The organism is Sphingomonas sp. FARSPH (genome assembly GCF_003355005.1).
Classification (GTDB): Bacteria; Pseudomonadota; Alphaproteobacteria; order Sphingomonadales; family Sphingomonadaceae; genus Sphingomonas.
This window is the reverse complement of the sequence record NZ_CP029985.1, coordinates 667800-686089: the sequence shown is the minus strand read 5'-3', so window position 1 is coordinate 686089 and position 18290 is coordinate 667800. Positions and strand designations below refer to the sequence as shown.

At 68.8% G+C, this 18290-nt stretch carries 19 protein-coding genes and 2 riboswitches; of the genes, 9 read left to right on the top strand and 10 right to left on the bottom strand.

Annotation, left to right across the window (positions count from 1 at the left end):
* Window positions 1–20 precede the first annotated feature (20 nt).
* From DM480_RS03415 to DM480_RS03385, 7 genes are all read right to left on the bottom strand, one after another.
* Complete coding sequence (locus DM480_RS03415; RefSeq protein WP_115377563.1) at window positions 21–1001, bottom strand: type II secretion system F family protein; 981 nt, start codon at window positions 999–1001, stop codon at window positions 21–23.
* Between the two features lie 20 nt (window positions 1002–1021).
* Window positions 1022–1996 (bottom strand): type II secretion system F family protein, encoded by a 975-nt coding sequence (locus tag DM480_RS03410; RefSeq protein WP_115377562.1) that lies wholly within the window; start codon window positions 1994–1996, stop codon window positions 1022–1024.
* Window positions 1997–2067: 71 nt separating this feature from the next.
* Window positions 2068–3333, bottom strand: a complete 1266-nt coding sequence (locus DM480_RS03405) for a pilus assembly protein CpaE (protein WP_115377561.1) — start codon at window positions 3331–3333, stop codon at window positions 2068–2070.
* Between the two features lie 2 nt (window positions 3334–3335).
* On the bottom strand, window positions 3336–3965 hold the full coding sequence (locus tag DM480_RS03400; protein WP_115377560.1) for a CpaD family pilus assembly lipoprotein: 630 nt from the start codon (window positions 3963–3965) through the stop codon (window positions 3336–3338).
* A gap of 22 nt (window positions 3966–3987) precedes the next feature.
* Window positions 3988–5571, bottom strand: coding sequence for a type II and III secretion system protein family protein (locus DM480_RS03395; RefSeq protein WP_115377559.1), 1584 nt, complete (start codon window positions 5569–5571; stop codon window positions 3988–3990).
* Window position 5572: 1 nt separating this feature from the next.
* Window positions 5573–6694, bottom strand: a complete 1122-nt coding sequence (gene cpaB, locus DM480_RS03390) for a Flp pilus assembly protein CpaB (protein WP_115377558.1) — start codon at window positions 6692–6694, stop codon at window positions 5573–5575.
* 63 nt (window positions 6695–6757) lie between these two features.
* The gene (locus tag DM480_RS03385) at window positions 6758–7231 is read right to left on the bottom strand and encodes an A24 family peptidase (protein WP_115380739.1); all 474 of its coding nucleotides are present in this window, start codon (window positions 7229–7231) and stop codon (window positions 6758–6760) included.
* A 53-nt stretch (window positions 7232–7284) separates the two neighbouring features.
* Between DM480_RS03385 and DM480_RS03380 the strand changes: the two genes are divergently transcribed.
* Genes DM480_RS03380 through DM480_RS03370 form a run of 3 tightly spaced genes read left to right on the top strand, consistent with a single transcriptional unit; the run spans window position 7285 to window position 9523 of the window.
* Window positions 7285–8232, top strand: a complete 948-nt coding sequence (locus tag DM480_RS03380) for an alpha/beta fold hydrolase (RefSeq protein WP_115377557.1) — start codon at window positions 7285–7287, stop codon at window positions 8230–8232.
* Window positions 8229–9323: an NAD(P)/FAD-dependent oxidoreductase gene (locus DM480_RS03375; protein WP_115377556.1), complete on the top strand. Its 1095-nt coding sequence runs from the start codon at window positions 8229–8231 to the stop codon at window positions 9321–9323. The genes DM480_RS03380 and DM480_RS03375 overlap by 4 nt, the downstream gene beginning before the upstream one ends.
* 23 nt (window positions 9324–9346) lie before the next feature.
* Complete coding sequence (locus tag DM480_RS03370; RefSeq protein WP_115377555.1) at window positions 9347–9523, top strand: YegP family protein; 177 nt, start codon at window positions 9347–9349, stop codon at window positions 9521–9523.
* A 10-nt stretch (window positions 9524–9533) separates the two neighbouring features.
* Here DM480_RS03370 and rnhA read toward each other — a convergent pair whose 3' ends face one another.
* Complete coding sequence (gene rnhA, locus DM480_RS03365) at window positions 9534–10001, bottom strand: ribonuclease HI (RefSeq protein WP_115377554.1); 468 nt, start codon at window positions 9999–10001, stop codon at window positions 9534–9536.
* Window positions 9998–10945, bottom strand: coding sequence for a homoserine kinase (gene thrB, locus DM480_RS03360; RefSeq protein WP_115377553.1), 948 nt, complete (start codon window positions 10943–10945; stop codon window positions 9998–10000). Before thrB ends, rnhA begins: the two co-directional genes overlap by 4 nt.
* A 149-nt stretch (window positions 10946–11094) precedes the next feature.
* On the opposite strand from thrB, the gene DM480_RS03355 reads away from it, so the two are divergent.
* Window positions 11095–11508, top strand: a complete 414-nt coding sequence (locus tag DM480_RS03355; protein ID WP_115377552.1) for a hypothetical protein — start codon at window positions 11095–11097, stop codon at window positions 11506–11508.
* Between the two features lie 11 nt (window positions 11509–11519).
* On the opposite strand, the gene ispH is transcribed toward DM480_RS03355, so the two are convergent.
* Window positions 11520–12500: a 4-hydroxy-3-methylbut-2-enyl diphosphate reductase gene (gene ispH / locus DM480_RS03350; RefSeq protein WP_115377551.1), complete on the bottom strand. Its 981-nt coding sequence runs from the start codon at window positions 12498–12500 to the stop codon at window positions 11520–11522.
* Between the two features lie 118 nt (window positions 12501–12618).
* On the opposite strand from ispH, the gene DM480_RS03345 reads away from it, so the two are divergent.
* From DM480_RS03345 to gcvPB, 5 genes are all read left to right on the top strand, one after another.
* A complete protein-coding gene (locus tag DM480_RS03345) occupies window positions 12619–13254 on the top strand; it encodes a hypothetical protein (RefSeq protein ID WP_115377550.1) in 636 nt (211 codons plus the stop codon).
* Window positions 13255–13363: 109 nt separating this feature from the next.
* Window positions 13364–13446: riboswitch (glycine riboswitch) on the top strand.
* 3 nt (window positions 13447–13449) lie between these two features.
* A riboswitch (glycine riboswitch) is annotated at window positions 13450–13553 on the top strand.
* Between the two features lie 64 nt (window positions 13554–13617).
* On the top strand, window positions 13618–14817 hold the full coding sequence (gcvT, locus tag DM480_RS03340) for a glycine cleavage system aminomethyltransferase GcvT (protein WP_115377549.1): 1200 nt from the start codon (window positions 13618–13620) through the stop codon (window positions 14815–14817).
* Window position 14818: 1 nt separating this feature from the next.
* Window positions 14819–15190, top strand: coding sequence for a glycine cleavage system protein GcvH (gene gcvH, locus DM480_RS03335; protein ID WP_115377548.1), 372 nt, complete (start codon window positions 14819–14821; stop codon window positions 15188–15190).
* A 122-nt stretch (window positions 15191–15312) separates the two neighbouring features.
* Window positions 15313–16671: an aminomethyl-transferring glycine dehydrogenase subunit GcvPA gene (gene gcvPA, locus DM480_RS03330; RefSeq protein ID WP_115377547.1), complete on the top strand. Its 1359-nt coding sequence runs from the start codon at window positions 15313–15315 to the stop codon at window positions 16669–16671.
* Window positions 16668–18242 (top strand): aminomethyl-transferring glycine dehydrogenase subunit GcvPB, encoded by a 1575-nt coding sequence (gene gcvPB / locus DM480_RS03325; protein WP_115377546.1) that lies wholly within the window; start codon window positions 16668–16670, stop codon window positions 18240–18242. The genes gcvPA and gcvPB overlap by 4 nt, the downstream gene beginning before the upstream one ends.
* Window positions 18243–18290: the final 48 nt, after the last annotated feature.

Sequence of the window (18290 nt, the reverse complement as noted above, 5' to 3'; positions counted from 1 at the left end):
CCCGCGCATCGCCGCCGCCGTCAGAACGCGTCGCTGATCGAACAGGCCGCGGGGCCCAGGATGACGACGAACAGCGTCGGCAGGATGAACAGGATGAGCGGCACTGTCATGATTGCGGGCAGGCGCGCGGCCTTTTCCTCGGCGCGCATCATGCGTTCGTTGCGGAATTCCGCCGACAGGACGCGCAGCGCGCTGGCCAGCGGCGTGCCGTATTTCTCCGTCTGGATCATCGTCGTGACGACACCCTTGATCGCGTCGAGGTCGACGCGCGTCGCCAGATTCTCGAACGCCTGACGCCGCTCGGTCAAAAAGCCGAGTTCGATCGCGGTCAGCGTGAATTCGTCGCCCAGTTCCGGATAGGCGCGCCCCAGTTCCTTCGCGACCCGGTGGAAGGCGGCATCGACGGTAAGGCCGGCTTCGGCGCAGATGACGAGCAGGTCGAGCGCGTCTGGCAGGCCCTTGCGGATCGCATGGCTGCGCTTCGTGATCTTGTTCTTCAGATAGATGTCGGGCGCCTTGTACGACAGCAGGAAGGCGCCGGCGACGATCCCGTAGCGCTGGAGCGCGGAATAATCGGCGAAGCCGTCGGTGCCGTAGACGAGGAAGGTCGCGAGCCCGCCGATGACGATGGGCAGCGCGAGCCGGCCAAAGATGACCGCGACCGCCCAGTCCTTCGACCGGATGCCCGCCTGCATCAGCTTGACCTGCGCGATCTTGACCTGGCTGTCCTGCAGCACCTTGAGCGAGGACAGGACGCTGCGCATCCGGTCGGCGGTGTCGTTGCGCTGGACCAGCTTCGCGCGCCGCTTGGTGGAGGCGGTGATGCCCGCCTTCAGCTGCTCGCGCCGGTCGTTCAGCGCCTTGACGCGTTTCGCCATCGGATCGCTGACCGTGGTGACCGCATAGATCGCGATCATCACCGCGAACGCGGCGACGCCGGACAGGATCGTCGCGACCCAAAGGACGTCGACGCCGAGGAGGGTGGGGCCGGATGCCTGCATGATCGCTGTGTCCTTGCCCGTCAGATCTCGAAGCTGACCATCTTGGCCATGATGAAGGCGCCGATGCTCATCCATAGCAGACCGCCCAGACCCGCGACCATCAGCCGCTGGTCGACGAAGAAGTTCTGCATGTAGCTGGCGTTGATCATCCAGATCATGCCGAAGACGATGAACGGCAGCGAGCCGACGATATAGGCCGATGCCTTCGATTCGGACGACATCGCGCGGATCTTCAGCTTCATCTGGCCGCGCTGGCGCAGCACCGTCGCCAGGTTGGCGAGCGTTTCGGCAAGGTTGCCGCCCGTCTCGCGCTGGATCGCGATGGTGATGACGAAGAACTGGAATTCCGGCGTACCGAGGCGGTCCGCGGTATCCTGCAGCGCGGCGTCCATCGACTTGCCGATCTTCATCTTGTCGGACACCATGCGGAATTCCTCGCCGACGGGTCCTTCCACCTCATTGCCGACGACCGCCATCGTCTCGCTGACCGGCAGGCCGGACCGCAGGCCGCGGACCAGCAATTCTATCGCGTCGGGGAATTTGGCGGTGAATTTGGCGATTCGGCGCTTGATGAACTTGCCCACGATGAAATGCGGCAGCCCGGCGCCGACGAACAGCGCAAGGAACATCGCGAGCAGGATCGGCGCGCCCTTCAGCCACAGGAAGGCTGCGACGACGGCGACCAGGCCTGCGCTCGCCATCCCGTACTGGCCCACGGTCCAGTCCTTGCCGGTCATCGCCAGCCGTTTCGCGAGCTGCGCCGGATTGGGCAGCAGCTTGCCAAAGGCGATGTCTGTCCGCGTCTGCGCGCGCCCCGCGGTGATGCGGCGCATCTGCGCCTCGGCAATCGGATCGGCCGCGCCGTGACGACCGCGCACCGCCGCGATGCGCCGCGCCTGCGTACGCTGCGGCGAGGGGCCGGCAAAGGCGAAAACGACCAGGCCGAGCACCAGCACCGCGCCGATCGCGATCAGGAAGAGGGGCATCGTGTCCATGGCGGGCGTTCAGGGCTCCATGACGAATACGGTGGCGGCGACGGTAACGGCCGAAGCGATCCCGGGCGCGATCACGTCCGGGGACGTTTGGTGAGCAGCGAGGCGATCAACGACTTGCCCTTCTTGCCGCCGGCCCCGGCGGGCGCGGCCTCTATCGCCTCGTCGCCGGCGCTCAGCACCGCCTTGGCGAGGTCGAGCAGCGGCGCGACCGTCTTCGAATTCTTGCCGGCTTCCGCGATCGGCTTGCCCAGTTTCGCCGCCTGCGCCGCCAGCTTCTGGTCGAAGGGCAGGACGTGATCGATCTTGCGCTCGATCGACCCTTCGAAATCCTTGCGGCTGATCTCGAGCTGGCCCGCGGCGTGCATGCGGTTGGCGACGACGGTCACCTGCGTCTGCGGCGCGTTCGATTTGAGCCATGACAGGATGCGGATCGTGTCGCGCGCGGCAGCCAGCGTCAGCTCGGTCACGACGACGGCGGTCTGGATGTCGCTGATGAGGTGGGGATGCTGGATCAGCATCGCGCGCGGCAGGTCGACGACGGTGCATTCGAACGCGGCGCGCATCTCTTCCTGCAACTGGTAGAAGGCGGCACCGTCGGTCATCAGCGGCTGGTTGATCGGCGCCTCGGCGGAGAGGACGGCGAGCTTTTCGGACGCCTTGACCATCGCGCGTTCGATGAACAATCCGTCGATACGGCTGGGATTCTCGATCGCATCGGTCAGGCCGCGGCCCGGTTCGAGGTCGAGCGCAAGCGCACCCGTGCCGAAATGGACGTCGAGGTCGAGCAGCGCGGTCGCGCGCTTCTCGCGCTCGCTCATCAGCCAGGCGAGCGAGGTCGCGATCGTCGAGGCGCCGACGCCGCCGCGCGTACCGATGACGGCGGTCGCGCTGTGCGGGCGATCGATCGCGGCTTCTGCGGCCTTGGGCGCGTTGAGCATCGCCTGCGCATGGCCCAGCGCCTCGCGCAGCATGTCCGGGTGGACGGGCTTCAGCAGATAATCCTGGATACCGCTGGCGACGAGGTCGCGGTACAGGCGCACGTCGTTGACCTGTCCCGCCGCGATGACGACGGTGCCCGGCTCGCACACTTCGGCGAGCGCGTTGATGTCGTTGAGCGGATCACCCGATTCGGCGAGGTCGACGAACAGGATCTGCGGGCTGGCGGAAATGGACAGCGACTGGACCGCGTTGCGCAGCCCGCCCTTGTGCACCTTTTCCAACGCCCAGCCGAATTCGCCCGCGACGGTGCGCAGCGTATCGGATGTCGTGTCGTCGCAGGCGTAGGCAGCGAAGGGATCGCGCTGGCCGACGCCGACCGGTTTCCAGGGGGCGTTCATCCTTACTTTCCTCCCGTGGCGGGCAGCGTGCCCGTGGCGCCCGTCGCGGGGCGCTTGCGGTAGTTGTCGATCGCCTTGCTGGTCAGCGCCGGATCGACGACCGATCCCGCATCGACGCCGTGGACGAGGTCTTCCGGCCGGGCGACCATCGCGGCGAGGTTCGCGTTCACCGCGCAGCCGTAATTGGACGAGGTATGCTGATCGAGTTCGGTGCTGCTGTCGCGGCTCCAGTCGGGGCAACCGGGAACGCCGGCGCGCATGCGGCTGACGACGACGCGCACGACGCCTGGGGCGACCGGCGCGGCGGTGACCGGTGTGTCGGTGGACAGCAGCAGGCCGTAGCGGGCGACGACGCCCGCCACCTGTTCGTGTGCGCCCGGTGCGGCATCGCCGGGATCGTCGATCGCGATCCGGTCGCCGAAGCCGACGTGCATGCCCTGCATCCAGCCGGCGAGGCGATAATCCTCGCCCGGCGCGAGCATGCCGCCCCGCGTCGCGAGGTCGAGCGCGTAGCTCGCACGGTCGACGACGGGCTGGTGCACCGATTCGACGCCGCGGTTCTGGGTGCCCATGCATCCCCCGACGAGCAAGGCGGGAGCGGCGAGCGAGGCGAGGAGGATGTGACGGAGCATCGGAAACACTTCCTTCGCGCGCTTAGTTGGAGAAGCCGGGGGCGGGGATGTCCGCCTTCCGCGATTTGCGTGTGCTGCGCGTGTCGGCGGCGGCCGGTGCGACGTCGCGGCGCGGCTGCGCGGGAACGGCGGCGGCGGCGCCATAGCTCGGCACGCCGGCTGCTGCGGTGCCGGGCGCCATCGATGGCACGGGGCGACGGTCGCCGCTGACGCCGGTGCCGAGTTCGCCCAGCAGGATGCGGCCGGCATCGGTCGGCGCGCGATAGCCGTCGGTCGGCAGCGCGACCTGCGCCATGCTGTTGATCGGCTTCACCAGATACGGCGTGATGATGATGACGAGTTCGGTTTCGCTGCGCTGGAAGCTGTTCGATCGGAACAACGCGCCGATGATCGGCAGGTCGCCGAGGAAGGGTGCCTTGTCGATCGAGTTATTGTGGCTGTTCTGAAGCAGGCCGCCGATCATCATGCTCTGGCCCGAACCCAGTTCCAGCGTCGTTTCGGCGCGACGGGTGGTGAGGCCGGGCACGCGCGTGCCGTTCAGCGTCACCGCGTTCGAATAATCGAGCTGCGACACTTCCGGCCGCACGCGCAGGCTGATCCGCCCGTCGGCGAGCACCGTCGGCGTGTAGGCGAGGCTGACGCCATATTGCTTGTATTCGACCGAGACCGTGCCGAGCGCCTGCGCGACCGGGATCGGCACCTCGCCGCCGGCAAGGAACGTGCCCGTCTCGCCCGACAGCGCGGTGAGATTGGGGTTGGCGAGCGTCGTCACCTGACCCGTCGTCTCGCCGAGGTCGAGCGCGCCGAGCAGGTCGATGCCGAGCAGCTTGCCGGCAAGGCCCAAGGTCGTGCCCCGCGCGCCTTGCTGCGGGAAGCCGAACAGCGTGGCACCGGGGACGAGACCGTTCGCGTCCACCGGCGCATTCGGCTGGCCGATCACGCCGGGCACGGTGGTGATCGTGCCCTGCCGTCCCTGGCTGATGCCGAACAGCAGGCCGCCGGAATTGTCGCGGCTGGTGATGTTGACGCCAACCTGCTTGATGAAGGTGCGGCTGACTTCGGCGAAGCGGACCTGCAGGTTGACCTGCAGCGGCGTCGCGGTCTTCAGGCGGGACAGGACCTTCGTGCTGTCCCCGACATAGGCCTGGACCAGCCGTTCCGCCTCCGCGCCGTCGCCCGGGCTGGCGATCGTGCCGGTGAGCAGGACGAGGCCGTTCATCGGCGTCGCGACGATCTGCGCGTCCGGCATCGCGAGGCGCAGCATCGCGCCGATCGAGTCGTAATTGTTTCCGACGCGGACCGTGCTGGCATAGACCACCGCGCCGCCCTTCGTCGTCGCGGAGATCGTCGTCTCACCCGGCTTTTTGCCGAAGATGTAGAGCTGTGTCGGCGAGCGCACCTGGACGTCGGCGACCGTATCGTCGGCGACGAACACGTCGCTCATCGGACGCGGCAGCGTGACGAGGCGGCCACGGCCGGTGTTGACCTGGACGAGACCGGAAGCGGCACTGGCGGCGGCCCCTGCGGGCCGCGCGTCGGCGACCGCGCCGCCGGCCGCGAGCGCGAGCGCGAGCGGCAGGGCGAGCGGAGTTTTCAGCTTGCGCATGTTACTTGTTCCCCCCCATCGGGACGCTGGTATTGGTCGCACCGACGGGCGACGCGTTGGTCTGCTGCTGCGCGATACGCTGGCCGCCGACCGGGACGACCGTCACGGTCGTGCCGCGTGCGATGCGCACCACCGGGCCCATCGGCAGGCCGCTGGCATCGCCCGGCATACCGGTCGACACGGTCGCCTGCGTAACGCCCTGCGGCGTCATGCCCGCCGCGCCGTTCGCCTTGCCCGGCACCGTGCTGCGCTGGAAGCGCGACACGTCGGCGCCGGTGGCGAAGGTGCTGCCGCCCGATTGCGGCTGGCTGGCGACGGCCAGCATCATCGCCTTTTCGGCGCGGGCGTCGCCATTGGCGGGCACCTTCACCGATCCGCTGGCGATCGCTTCCTCGAGCTGGGCCGGATTGTCGGCAAGGCTGCGCAGCGACAGCGACAGGTCGCCGACGGTGCGCGCCACCGCGATCTGCTCGGCCATCTTGGGCGTCGCTTCCAGCGTGACGTTGGAATAGGTGCTGACCTTGGTCTTGCCGTCCTCGCCGACGCTGTTGTCGGTGCGCTGGTCGGTCGCGAGCACGCGGACGTTGCGCATGATGGTTTCCGATACCTTGAGCGGCTGGCCGTCGCCGCCGCCCGTGACCGACTGCGTCAGGACCAGGTCGACGCGGTCGCCCGGGAAGACGAAGCCCGCGACTGCCGCCTGGCCCGACACCGCGACGGTGACCGCGCGCATGCCCGGCCCGAGCGCGGCGGCGAGGAAGCCGCGATCGCCCGGCTTGACCAGCGCGCCCTGCGTTACCGGCTGGCCCGCGGTGATCGCGTTGCGCACCACGGTACCCTGCAGCGACTTGAGGTCGGTGCCCGCTTTCAGGAAATAGGCGCCGTCGACCAGTTCCTTGGGCCAGGGCTGGAACTTCAGCGCGCTGGCATCGAGGATGGTGCCGACGGGCAGCGCGCGGGTGGCGACGAGCACCTCGGGGCCGTCGACCGGCCGGGCCATCGGCTGCGTCATCGCGGCGGCTTGCGGCGCGGCGGAGCCCGCGAGCAATGTGCGGGCGAAGAACGCCGTGATGCCGGCGACCAGCAGGGCGCCCACCAGCAAAACGATCTTGCGACTATCCATGTCTCAACGGGCCTTTCAGCGCACCGGTGGTTGATCCGACGCTAAGCATTGGGGGAGGAGTGGTTAAAATCCGGTTGGTGCGCCCACTGGCGCCAGGGTGAGCAGCGCGGCGGCGGCGATGGCGACGCCGTAGGGCACCTCCACCGCGCCTTCGCGCCGGCGCCAGCGGCTGTCGGCGACCATCACGATCGTGATCGCGCCGCCCGCGATCGCCATCAGCATCAGCATCGACAGAACGCCGCCCGGCGGCAGCCAGAGCGCGAGCGCGCCGATCATCTTGACGTCGCCGCCGCCCATCCAGCCGGCGGCGAAAATACCGGCGAAGAGCGCGAATACCGCAGCGCCGACACCCAGCTGGAGCGCGACATCGCCCCAGCCGAGGCCGTTGGCCCACCACCACGCGGGGGCGGCGAGCGCGATGGCGGCATTCTTCCAATTGGCGATCTCGCGCCGGCGCGCGTCCTCGATACCCGCCGCCAGCAGCAGCGCGAACAGCGCCGCGAGCAGCGCATAGCCGAGAAGTTTGTCCCACCCCATCATCGGGAACAGGTAGACGCGAGGGCTTTCGAAACCGTAACCAGAGCGCGCCGATGACCGATTACCCAACCGATCCCGATCGCCTGCGCCGTGATTTCCCCGCCGATTCGCGTCTTTCGCACTGGGTCGCGCCCGACGGATGGGTACATCGTCGTTTCGATTGGGCGCATCCCGCCGCCCGTGGCCGCGCGCTGGTGCAGGGCGGGCGCGCCGATATCGTCGAAAAATTCCTGGAGCTGATCCGCAATCTGCATTCGGGGGGATGGTCGGTCACCGCCTTCGACTGGCGCGGGCAGGGCGGATCGGGGCGACTCGCGGCGGACCGCCACGTCGGCCATGCCGCCAGCTTCCGGCCGTGGCTGGACGATCTTGCCGCCTTCTGGCGCGACTGGCGGCGGGAGCAGGCGGGGCCGGCGATGCTGATCGGCCATTCGATGGGGGGGCATCTGGCGCTCCGCGCGCTGGTCGAGCGCAGCGTCGATCCCGATGCGGCGGTGCTCGTCGCGCCGATGATCGGCGTGCATTCGCCCGTCGGGCCGTGGCTGGGCGGGATACTCGCACGTCTGATGACCCGGATTGGCGACCCGGCACGCGCCGCGTGGAAGGTGCGCGACGACGCGCCCTCGGCGGGGCATCGCGAGCGGTTGCTGACGCATTCGCACGAACGTTACGCCGACGAGGCTTTCTGGTATGCGCGAGAACCGGCGCTGCGGCTGGGCCCGCCGAGCTGGGCTTGGGTGGCGGAGGCCCTGTCCGCCTGCGCGGCGTTGCAGCGGGACCCGCGGCTAGAGTCGGTGACGACACCCGTCCTGATGCTGGTCGCCGACGCCGACGGGCTGGTCGATCCCGGCGCGGCGATCCGCGTCGCCGCACGCCTGCCGCATTGCGAACTGGTGCGGTTCGGGCCCGAGTCGGCGCACGAGATTCTGCGCGAATCGGACGACGTCCGGCTGCGTGCGTTCGGCCTGATCGACGCCTTCCTGGCGCGGCACGCGGCATGAGGTTCGACGTCGCGATCGTCGGCGCGGGGATCGCGGGCGCCAGCCTCGCCGCCGCGATCGGCGACGCGGCGCGCGTGCTGCTGATCGAGGCGGAGGCGCAGCCTGGCTATCACGCCACCGGCCGCTCCGCCGCTTTCTGGTCCGAAACCTATGGCGGCCCGGGCATCCAGCCGCTGACCAGCGCGTCGCAGGCGGTGCTGCGCGATGGCGGCTTCCTCGATCCGCTGGGCGAATTGCACATCGGCCGCGCCGAAGATGCGGCGGCGGCGGACGCCTTCCTTGCCGCCTTCGCGAACAGCGGCGTGGGGCTGTCGCGCGTCGACCCGGCGGCGATCGTCCCCGGCCTGCGCCGGGAATGGACGATCGGCATCCACGAGCCGAGCTGCGCCTATATCGACGTCGCGGCGCTGCATGCGCGCTACCTCGGCGCGGCGCGGCGGGCGGGCGCGAGCCTGGTGACGCAGGCGGCGCTGCATGCGGCGACGCGCGCGGGCGGCGCGTGGCGGATCGCGACCGCGGCGGGCGACTATAGTGCCGATGTGCTGGTCGACGCGGCGGGCGCCTGGGCGGATCCGGTCGCGATCAGCGCGGGCGTCGCGCCGATCGGCATCCGCCCCTATCGCCGCACCGTCGTGCAGCTCGGCACCGACCCAGCGCCACCCGCGGGCCTGCCGCTGATCGCCGATATCGCGGGCGGTTTCTACTTCAAGCCGGAGGCCGGCGGCCGCCTTTGGTTGAGCCCGTCGGACGAGACGCCGAGCGATCCGTGCGATGCGGCCGCGGAAGAGATCGACGTCGCGATCGCGATCGATCGGTTCGAGCGCGCGGTCGACTGGCGCGTCGCGGTGGTGGAGCGGCGCTGGGCGGGGTTGCGCAGCTTCGCACCCGATCGCCTGCCCGTCTATGGCTTCGCCCCCGACGCGCCGGGCTTCTTCTGGTTCGCGGGGCAGGGTGGCTTCGGCATCCAGACCTCGCCTGCCGCCGCCGCGATCGGGGCGGCGCTGCTGCTCGGGCGCGCGCTGCCCGACGCGGTCGCGGGCATCGACGCGGACCGCTATGCACCGGCACGCTTCGCGGCTACCATTCGCTGACCACTCTCGCGAAGGAGGCTGTGATGGCGCACAAGTTCGTGATCGAGAAGAACAAGGCGGGCGAGTTCGTCGCCAAATTCAAGCACAACGCCGAACTGATCTGGTGGACCGAAGGCTATTCGAGCCGTGCGAACGCCCGCAATGCGATCGCCTCCATTCTCAAGAACGGCCCCGACGCCCCGGTCGAAGAGGCGGAATAGCGCGCGGCGATCAGGGTTTCTTCGCAGCGGCCAGCGCCGCGTCGCTGGCGAGTTTGTCGGCGCGTTCGTTGTCGGGGTGGCCGGCGTGGCCCTTTACCCAGATCCATTCGATCTCGTGCCGCTGCGTCGCGGCGAACAGCGCCTGCCACAGTTCGGCGTTCTTGACCGGTTTCTTGTCCGCGGTCTTCCAGCCGTTACGGCGCCAGCCGTGGATCCAGCGGGTCAGGCCGTCCATCACATATTTGCTGTCGGTGGACAGCTTGACGTGGCACGGCCGCGTCAGCACGCCGAGCGCTTCGATCGCCGCGGTCAGCTCCATGCGGTTATTGGTGGTCATCGCCTCCCCGCCCGACAATTCCTTCTCGTGGCTGCCGAAACGGAGCAGCGCGCCCCAGCCGCCGGGGCCCGGATTGCCCTTGCACGCGCCGTCGGTGGCGATTTCGACCAAAGTCAGCGGCGGAGTCAGGGGCTCGGTCACGCGAACGCCTCCGGATGCGCGTCATACCAGTCGAGGCGCCGGAGATAGGCGAGCGGATCCTTGCGCGTCACCAGCGCGTCGGCGGGCGTGTTGAGCCAGTCCCACGCCCGCGTCAGCAAGAAGCGGATGCACGCGCCGCGCGCCAGCACGGGCAGCGCCGCGCGCTCCGCGGCCGACAGCCGCGCGCCATAGCCTTCCATCGAAGCGCTGCCGACGCCGTCGAGCGGCGCGCCGGCGGGATCGAACCCCCAAGAGGTATGCATCACTGCGACGTCATAGGCGCGCAGATCGGTGCAGGCGAAGTAGAAATCGATGAGTCCCGTGACGCGCGCGTCCAGCATCAGGACGTTGTCGGGAAACAGGTCGGCATGGATGACGCAGGCTGGCAGGTCGCGCGGCCAGTCTGCCTCCACCGCGGCGAGCGCCGAATCGACACGCGCGAACAGGCCCGGTGCGATGTCGTCGAGGTCGGCGCCGCACCGTTCGAGCAGCGGCCGCCATGCGGCGACACCCAGGCTGTTGGCGCGCTTACCGTCGAAATCGGCGACCGCGGCGTGCAGGTCGGCGAGCGCCGCGCCCGCGGTGCGCGCCTGCGCCGGCGTCGGTCGCGTCACCGACACGCCGGGCAGGAAGCGGATCAGGCAAGCGGGCCGCCCCTCCAGCGTCTGGATCGCGGCGCCGTCGCGGTCGCGGATCGCGGGCGGCACCGGCAGCCCGCGCGCGGCGAGATGGTCGAGCAGCGCCATGAAGAAGGGCAGGTCGCCCGCGTCGACGCGCTTTTCGTAGAGCGTCAGGATGTAGCGCTGCGTCGTCGTATCGACGAGGTAGTTGCTATTCTCCACCCCTTCCGCGATCCCCTTCGCAGAGACGAGCGAGCCGACATCGTCGTAGCGCGTCAGGAACGCCGCCAGCGTCTCGGCCGATACCTGTGTGTAGACCGCCATCGCCTCGTCCGTCGCCTTCCTCGCGCCTCGTCGCCAAGCGCGTTGTCCTGCCCCGCGGGGGCCGGCAAGGGAAGGGTGGGATGACGGATTATTCAGTCGCGGGTGCGGGCGGTCTGCCCTAGGTTGCGCGGCGACAGGGGAGCCGACCGATGATCGCCTTGCTGCTTGCGCTTGCCATGCCCGCCGTCGACCAGAACGTGCTCGATCCCGCCGGTGCGATCGCGCTGGCGGACGCGCACCCCAATCGCGCCAGCAGCGGCACGTTCCGCATGCGCATCGCCGAAACCGCGCGGACCGACGATGCCGTCTTCCTCAATTCCAGCGACGATTATCGCGCGCCGGGCGACGTTACCTTCGCGATGCGGCCGATCGTCGCGAAGACGCTGGAGAAACGGTTCGGCGCGCCGCCCGAAACCTATCTGCGCGGTCGCACGGTGACCGTGCGCGACAAGATCCGCGCGCGGGCCATCGCCAATCTGGTCGCAGGCCGTCCGCATTCGCTTGCCCGCTGGCAATATACGGTGCCGATCCAGACCGCGGATCAGATCATCGCGGTCGAGTGATCGCGGCGCCTTCAGGCGGCCGCGTCGAGCCCGCGTGGCAGCTTGAACGCGATCGTCTCGCGCGTCGTTTCCTCCTCGCGTTCGCTGACCGCATAGCGCGTGCCGAGCAGGTCGACGAGCTCGCGCACCAGCATCTCCGGTGCGGACGCGCCCGCGGTGATGCCGAGCGTGCCGACGCCGTCGAGGAACGACCAGTCGAGATCGGCGGCGCGCTGAATCAGCCGGGCGGGCGTGCCCTCGCGCAGCGCGACTTCGACGAGGCGCAGCGAGTTCGACGAATTGGGCGCGCCGATCACCAGCATCGCGTCGCACGCCGCCGCGATCGCCTTGACCGCGGCCTGGCGGTTCGACGTCGCGTAGCAGATGTCCTCGCCGCGTGGGCCTTGGATGCTGGGGAAGCGCGCCTGCAGCGCGGCGACGACCGCGGCGGTGTCGTCGACCGACAGCGTCGTCTGCGTCAGGAAGGCGAGGTTGTCGGGATCGGCGGGGGCGAAGACGGCGACGTCGTCCACCGTCTCGATCAACGTCATCGCGCCCGTCGGCACCTGGCCGAACGTGCCGATCACCTCGGGATGGCCGGCATGGCCGATGAAGACGATGTGGCGCCCGGCCGCGACCAGCCGCTCCGCCTCGCGATGCACCTTCGACACCAGGGGGCACGTCGCGTCGAGATAGTCGAGTCCCCGATCCTGCGCCGCGGCGGGCACCGATTTGGGCACGCCATGCGCGCTGAATACGACGGGTTTGCCGTCGGGAACCTGATCGAGTTCCTCGACGAAGATCGCGCCTTTGGCCCGCAGCGTGTCGACGATGAACTTGTTGTGGACGATCTCGTGCCGGACATAGACCGGCGCGCCATGCTTTTCGATGGCCAGTTCGACGATGCGGATCGCGCGGTCGACGCCTGCACAGAAGCCGCGCGGTGCGGCGATCAGCAACTCGAGGACGGGCAGATCGGGGGCGTGGGCGGCGATCGGATCGATGGTGGCCATGGGGAAGCGCTCTACGCGATTGCTTGCACGCGCGAAAGGCGGTTCCTATGGTGCGCGCCGCCCGGCCGGGGCAGCCCGGCCCGATGTCGTCGCCCGTTCGAAAAGGTACGCGTTCACCGTGAAAAGCTCGCTCCTCGCCCCTTGCGCCCTTGCGCTCGTCCTCGGCGGCTGCGCCGGTAAGGGTGAAGTGGTGGAAGGCGGCATCTCCGCCGTCCGCTCCGCCTGCCCGACAGTGGGCGTTGCCGCCGGCACCGGCGACATCACCTTGTTCGACCCGGCGACCAGCCAGGACGAGAATGCGGTCGACGTCGTCGCGAACATGACGCACGTCCGCGGTGCCTGTAACGATGCGGGCGACCAGATCACGACGACGGTGACGTTCGACGTGCTCGCCCGCCGCACCCGTACCGATGGCGCGCGCGACGTGACCTTGCCCTATTACATCGCGATCGTGCGCGGCGGGAACCAGGTGACGGCGAAGCGCGTCGGCCAGATCGTCGTCCATTTCGACGCGGGCCAGGCCCGCGCGCAGGCGACCGGCGAGGCGACGAGCTACGTCAGCCGCGCCGCCGCGACGCTGTCCGACGATGTCCGCCGCGAACTGACCAAGAAGCGCAAGGCGGGCGAAGAGGATGCCGCGACCGATCCGCTGAGCCGGCCCGAAATCCGCCAAGCGGTGCTGAGCGCGACGTTCGAGGCGCTCGTCGGGTTCCAGCTGACCAACGACCAGCTGAAATATAACGCGCAGCGGTGACGGCGGACGGCGGCGATCGTCCTGCCTCTTGGGGCGGGGCATCGTTTGCCGATTGACTTGGCGCGGGCGCGTCGCCAGAGCTTTTGTCGTCGATGCGGGGCGACCCGCATAGGCGCGCGCGGGAGAGAGCCCGAAAGGGCCGCCGAAGGAGCAACCACCCCGGAATCTCTCAGGCACGCGGGACCGCGCGGACGCCATCGACACTCTGGAAAGCGCCCCTTTCAGGGGCCACCGAAGGGGTAAGCCCGCCGCGTTGGCGACGGGCGAAAGCTCTCAGGTTCCGTGACAGAGGGGGTTCATCGATGGTCGCCCGCGGCCCCGGCCGCTTGCGTCCGTCGCCCTTTTGAAAGGCCGGATGAGACGATGAGCGACGCGGTGATCGAACAGGCGCAGGATGCCGAGCTGGCCGGGGAACTGGACGGCGAGGAACCCGCGATCCAGCAGCTTCCGCTCGACGCCTGGCACCGCACCCAGGGCGGCCGCATGGTCCCCTTCGCCGGATATGAGATGCCCGTCCAGTACAAGGGCATCATGGCCGAGCACCTCTGGACGCGCGAGAATGCCGGCCTGTTCGACGTCAGCCATATGGGCCAGGTCGGCCTGACCGGCGAGGGCGTCGCCAAGGCGCTGGAAGCGGTGCTGCCCGGCGATATCGCCGGCCTTGCCCCTGCGAAGATGCGCTATTCGCTGCTGCTCAACGATGCGGGCGGTATCCTCGACGACCTGATGGTGACGACGCTGCCCGCGGGCGAGGGCGCGCATCCGTTTGGCGAGGCGAGCCATTACATGGTCGTCAACGGCGCGACGAAGTACGACGACGTCTCTTACCTGCTTGACGTGCTGCCCGAGGACGTCGTCATTAACCTGATGGAAGACCAGGCCTTGCTCGCGCTGCAGGGCCCAAAGGCGGTCGATGCGCTGGCGCGGATCGTGCCGGGCGTCGAGGCTTTGGTGTTCATGACCGCGGGCGCCTTCGCATGGAACGACACGCCGCTGTGGATCAGCCGATCGGGCTACACCGGCGAGGACGGCTTCGAGATTTCGCTGCCCGCGGAGATCGCGGAGGGCTTCGCCACCGCGCTGTGCGAACAGCCGGAGGTCGAGCCGATCGGGCTCGGCGCGCGCGATTCGCTGCGGCTCGAGGCGGGATTGCCGCTATATGGCCACGACCTCGATCCCGAAACGACGCCGGTGATGGCGGACCTCGGCTTCGCGCTGTCCAAGCGGCGGCGCGAGGCGGGCGACTTCGCCGGCGCCGCGCGCATCCTCGGCGAGCGCGAGAACGGCCCCACGGTGAAGCGCGTGGGCCTGATGATCGATGGTCGCCAGCCGGTACGCGAGGGCGCGAGCGTGGTCGACGCCGACGGCGCGATCATCGGGCGCGTCACCTCCGGCGGGTTCGCGCCCAGCGTCGGCGCACCGATCGGCATGGCCTACGTCCCCGCGGCGCTGGCTGCGGCTGGCACGCCGCTCAAACTGATCCAGCGGGGCAAGCTCCACGACGCGACCGTCGCGGCCATGCCCTTCGTCCCCCACCGCTATATCCGTGCAGGAGCCAAGTGAGATGAGCCGTTACTTCACGCAAGACCATGAGTGGATCGACGTCGACGGCGAGACCGGGACGGTCGGCATTTCCGATTATGCGCAAGGTCAGCTGGGCGACATCGTGTTCGTCGACGTCCCCGAGGACGGCAAGCAGCTGAGCAAGGGCGACGAGGCCGCGGTGGTCGAGTCGGTCAAGGCGGCGTCGGACGTCTATTCGCCCGTGTCGGGCAACGTCATCGAGGGCAATGCCGCGCTCGCCGATGATCCCAGCCTGGTCAATTCGGACCCGGAGGGCGAGGGCTGGTTCTTCAAGATCACGCTGTCCGACCCCGCCGAGCTCGAGGAGCTGATGGACGAAACCGCCTACGAGGCGTTCGTCGCCAAGCTGTGACCCCTGTGAGCCCCTCCCCTTCAGGGGAGGGGTAGGGGGTGGGGGACGTCTCACCGAGACCCACGCTTGCGGCGCCCCACCCCAACCCCTCCCCTGAAGGGGAGGGGCTTTGAGGAATGACAATGCGCTATCTGCCCCTGACGTCCCATGATCGCGAGTCGATGCTCGCGACGATCGGTGCGAGCCATATCGACGCGCTGTTCGTCGACGTGCCCGAGGCCGCTCGCCTCGATGGCCCGATCGAAGGCCTGCCGCTGCACGCGTCCGAACTGTCGGTCGAGCGGCACATGACCAAACTCGCGCGCCAGAACACGGTCGCGGGCGAAGTGCCGTTCTTCCTCGGCTGCGGCGCATATCGGCACCACGTGCCCGCCAGCGTCGACCATCTGATCCAGCGCGGCGAGTTCCTGACCGCCTACACGCCCTATCAGCCGGAAATCGCGCAGGGCACGCTGCAGATGCTGTTCGAGTTCCAGACGCAGGTCGCGCGCCTGCTCGGCACCGACGTCGCGAATGCCAGCATGTACGACGGATCGACCGCCTGCTGGGAGGCGATCGGCATGGCGCGGCGCATCACCAGGCGCGGCAAGGCGATCTTGTCGTCGGGGCTGCACCCGCATTACGTCAGCGTCGCGAAGACGATGGCGAAATACACCGGCGACGCGCTGGAAACGTCCGTCCCGACGCTGAATGCGGACACCGACATCGATGCGCTGATCGCCGCGATCGATGGCGACACCAGCTGCGTCGTCGTCCAATATCCCGACATCCTCGGCCGTATCGCAGACCTGACCCCGCTTGCCGATGCCTGCCACGCCAAGAAGGCGCTGCTGATCGCGGTGGTGACGGAGCCCGTCGCGATGGGCGCGATCCGCTCGCCGGGCGAGATGGATGCGGACATCGTCGTCGGCGAGGGTCAGTCGCTGGGCGTCGGCCTGCAGTTCGGCGGGCCTTATGTGGGCCTGATGGGCTGTAAGGAGAAATACATCCGCCAGATGCCGGGCCGCTTCTGCGGCGAGACGGTGGATGCGGACGGCAAGCGCGGCTTCGTGCTGACGCTGTCGACGCGCGAGCAGCATATCCGCCGCGAAAAGGCGACGAGCAACATCTGCACCAATTCGGGCCTGTGTGCGCTCGCCTTTTCGATCCACATGACGTTGCTCGGCGAGGCGGGTATCCGCCGGCTCGCGGCGATCAACCACGCAGCGGCGTGTCGCGCGGCGGACCGGCTGGCGCAGGTGCCGGGCGTGCGCGTCGTCAACGACACGTTCTTCAACGAATTCACCATCGACCTGGGCAAGGAAGCGCGCCCGATCGTGCGCACGCTCGCCGATCGCGGCGTGCTCGCGGGCGTGTCGCTCGGCCGGCTGTATCCGGGTGAAGACGCGTTGCAGAACGGGCTGGTCGTCGCGGTGACCGAAACCGTGACCGACGAGGATATCGAGGCGCTGGCAAGCGCGCTTGAGGAGGTGCTGGCATGACGATCAACCAGAGCGGCTGGAAGCCGACCGCGCCCGCGGCGAAGGACGGCGGCGCGCCGGCGACCCACACCGGCAACCGGGCACTGATGCTGGAAGAGCCGCTGATCTTCGAGATCGGCGACGCGCATACGACCGGCGTCGACTTCGCGGATGGCGATGTCGCGGGCTCCCGACTCGGCAATCTGACGCGCAAGGACCCGATCGGCCTCGCCGGACTGTCGGAGCCGGAGACAGTGCGGCATTATACCCGCCTTTCGCGCCAGAATTATGCGATCGACCTGGGGCTGTTCCCGCTCGGCTCGTGCACGATGAAGCACAATCCGCGCCTCAACGAGCGGATGGCGCGGCTGCCCGGCTTCGCCGATATCCACCCGCTCCAGCCTGTCGACACGGTGCAGGGCGCGCTGGGCGTCATCAACGAACTGGCGGTGTGGCTGATCGAGCTGACCGGCATGCACGGCGTCGCGATGAGCCCCAAGGCGGGCGCGCATGGCGAATTGTGCGGCATCCTGTGCATCAAGGCGGCGCTGGAGAAGCGCGGCGAGGGCCATCGCAAGGTCGTGCTGGTACCCGAGAGCGCGCACGGCACCAACCCCGCGACCGCCGCCTTCGCGGGCTTCACCGTCGAGGATATTCCCGCGACGCCGGACGGCCGTGTCGATACCGCGGCGCTCGAGGCGCGGCTGGGGCCGGACGTCGCCGCCGTGATGATCACCAACCCCAACACCTGCGGCCTGTTCGAGCGCGATCTGAAGCGCATCTCGGACGCCGTCCATGCGGCGGGCGGCTACGTCTATTGCGACGGCGCCAACTTCAACGCGATCGTCGGCAAGGTGCGCCCCGGCGACCTCGGCGTCGATGCGATGCACATCAACCTGCACAAGACTTTCTCCACCCCGCACGGCGGCGGCGGGCCCGGCTCGGGCCCCGTGGTGCTGTCGGAGGCGCTGTCGCCGTTCGGGCCGCTGCCGTTCACCGAACGCTATGCGGACGGCCATATCACGCTGGTCGAGGAAGAAAGTGTCGAGGATCGCCACCCCGACAGCTTCGGGCGAATGACCGCGTTTCATGGGCAGATGGGGATGTTCACGCGGGCGTTGACGTACATCCTCAGCCATGGCGCGGACGGGTTGAAGCAGGTCGCGGAGGATGCGGTGCTCAACGCCAATTACATCCTGCGCAGCCTCGAGGACACGCTTGATGCGCCGTTCGCGAAGAGTGGTCCGTGCATGCATGAGGCGATCTTCAGCGATGCCGGCCTCGCGCCCGGCTTCTCGACGATCGATGTCGCCAAGGCGCTGATCGACGAGGGATTCCATCCGATGACGATGTACTTCCCCCTCGTCGTGCACGGTGCGATGCTGGTCGAGCCGACCGAGACGGAGTCGAAGGCGGGGATCGACCAGTTCATCGGCGCGCTGCGATCGGTGGCGGAACGCGCCAAGGCGGGTGACGAGAGCCTCAAGACCGCGCCGCACTTCGCACCGCGCGCGCGCCTCGACGAGACGCTGGCCGCGCGCAAGCCCGTGCTGGTCTGGAAGGAAAAGCCGCTTGCGATTGCGGCCGAATGAACGAAACGGGGAGGGGGGCGACCCTCCCCGTTTCGTCTGAAGGCGACG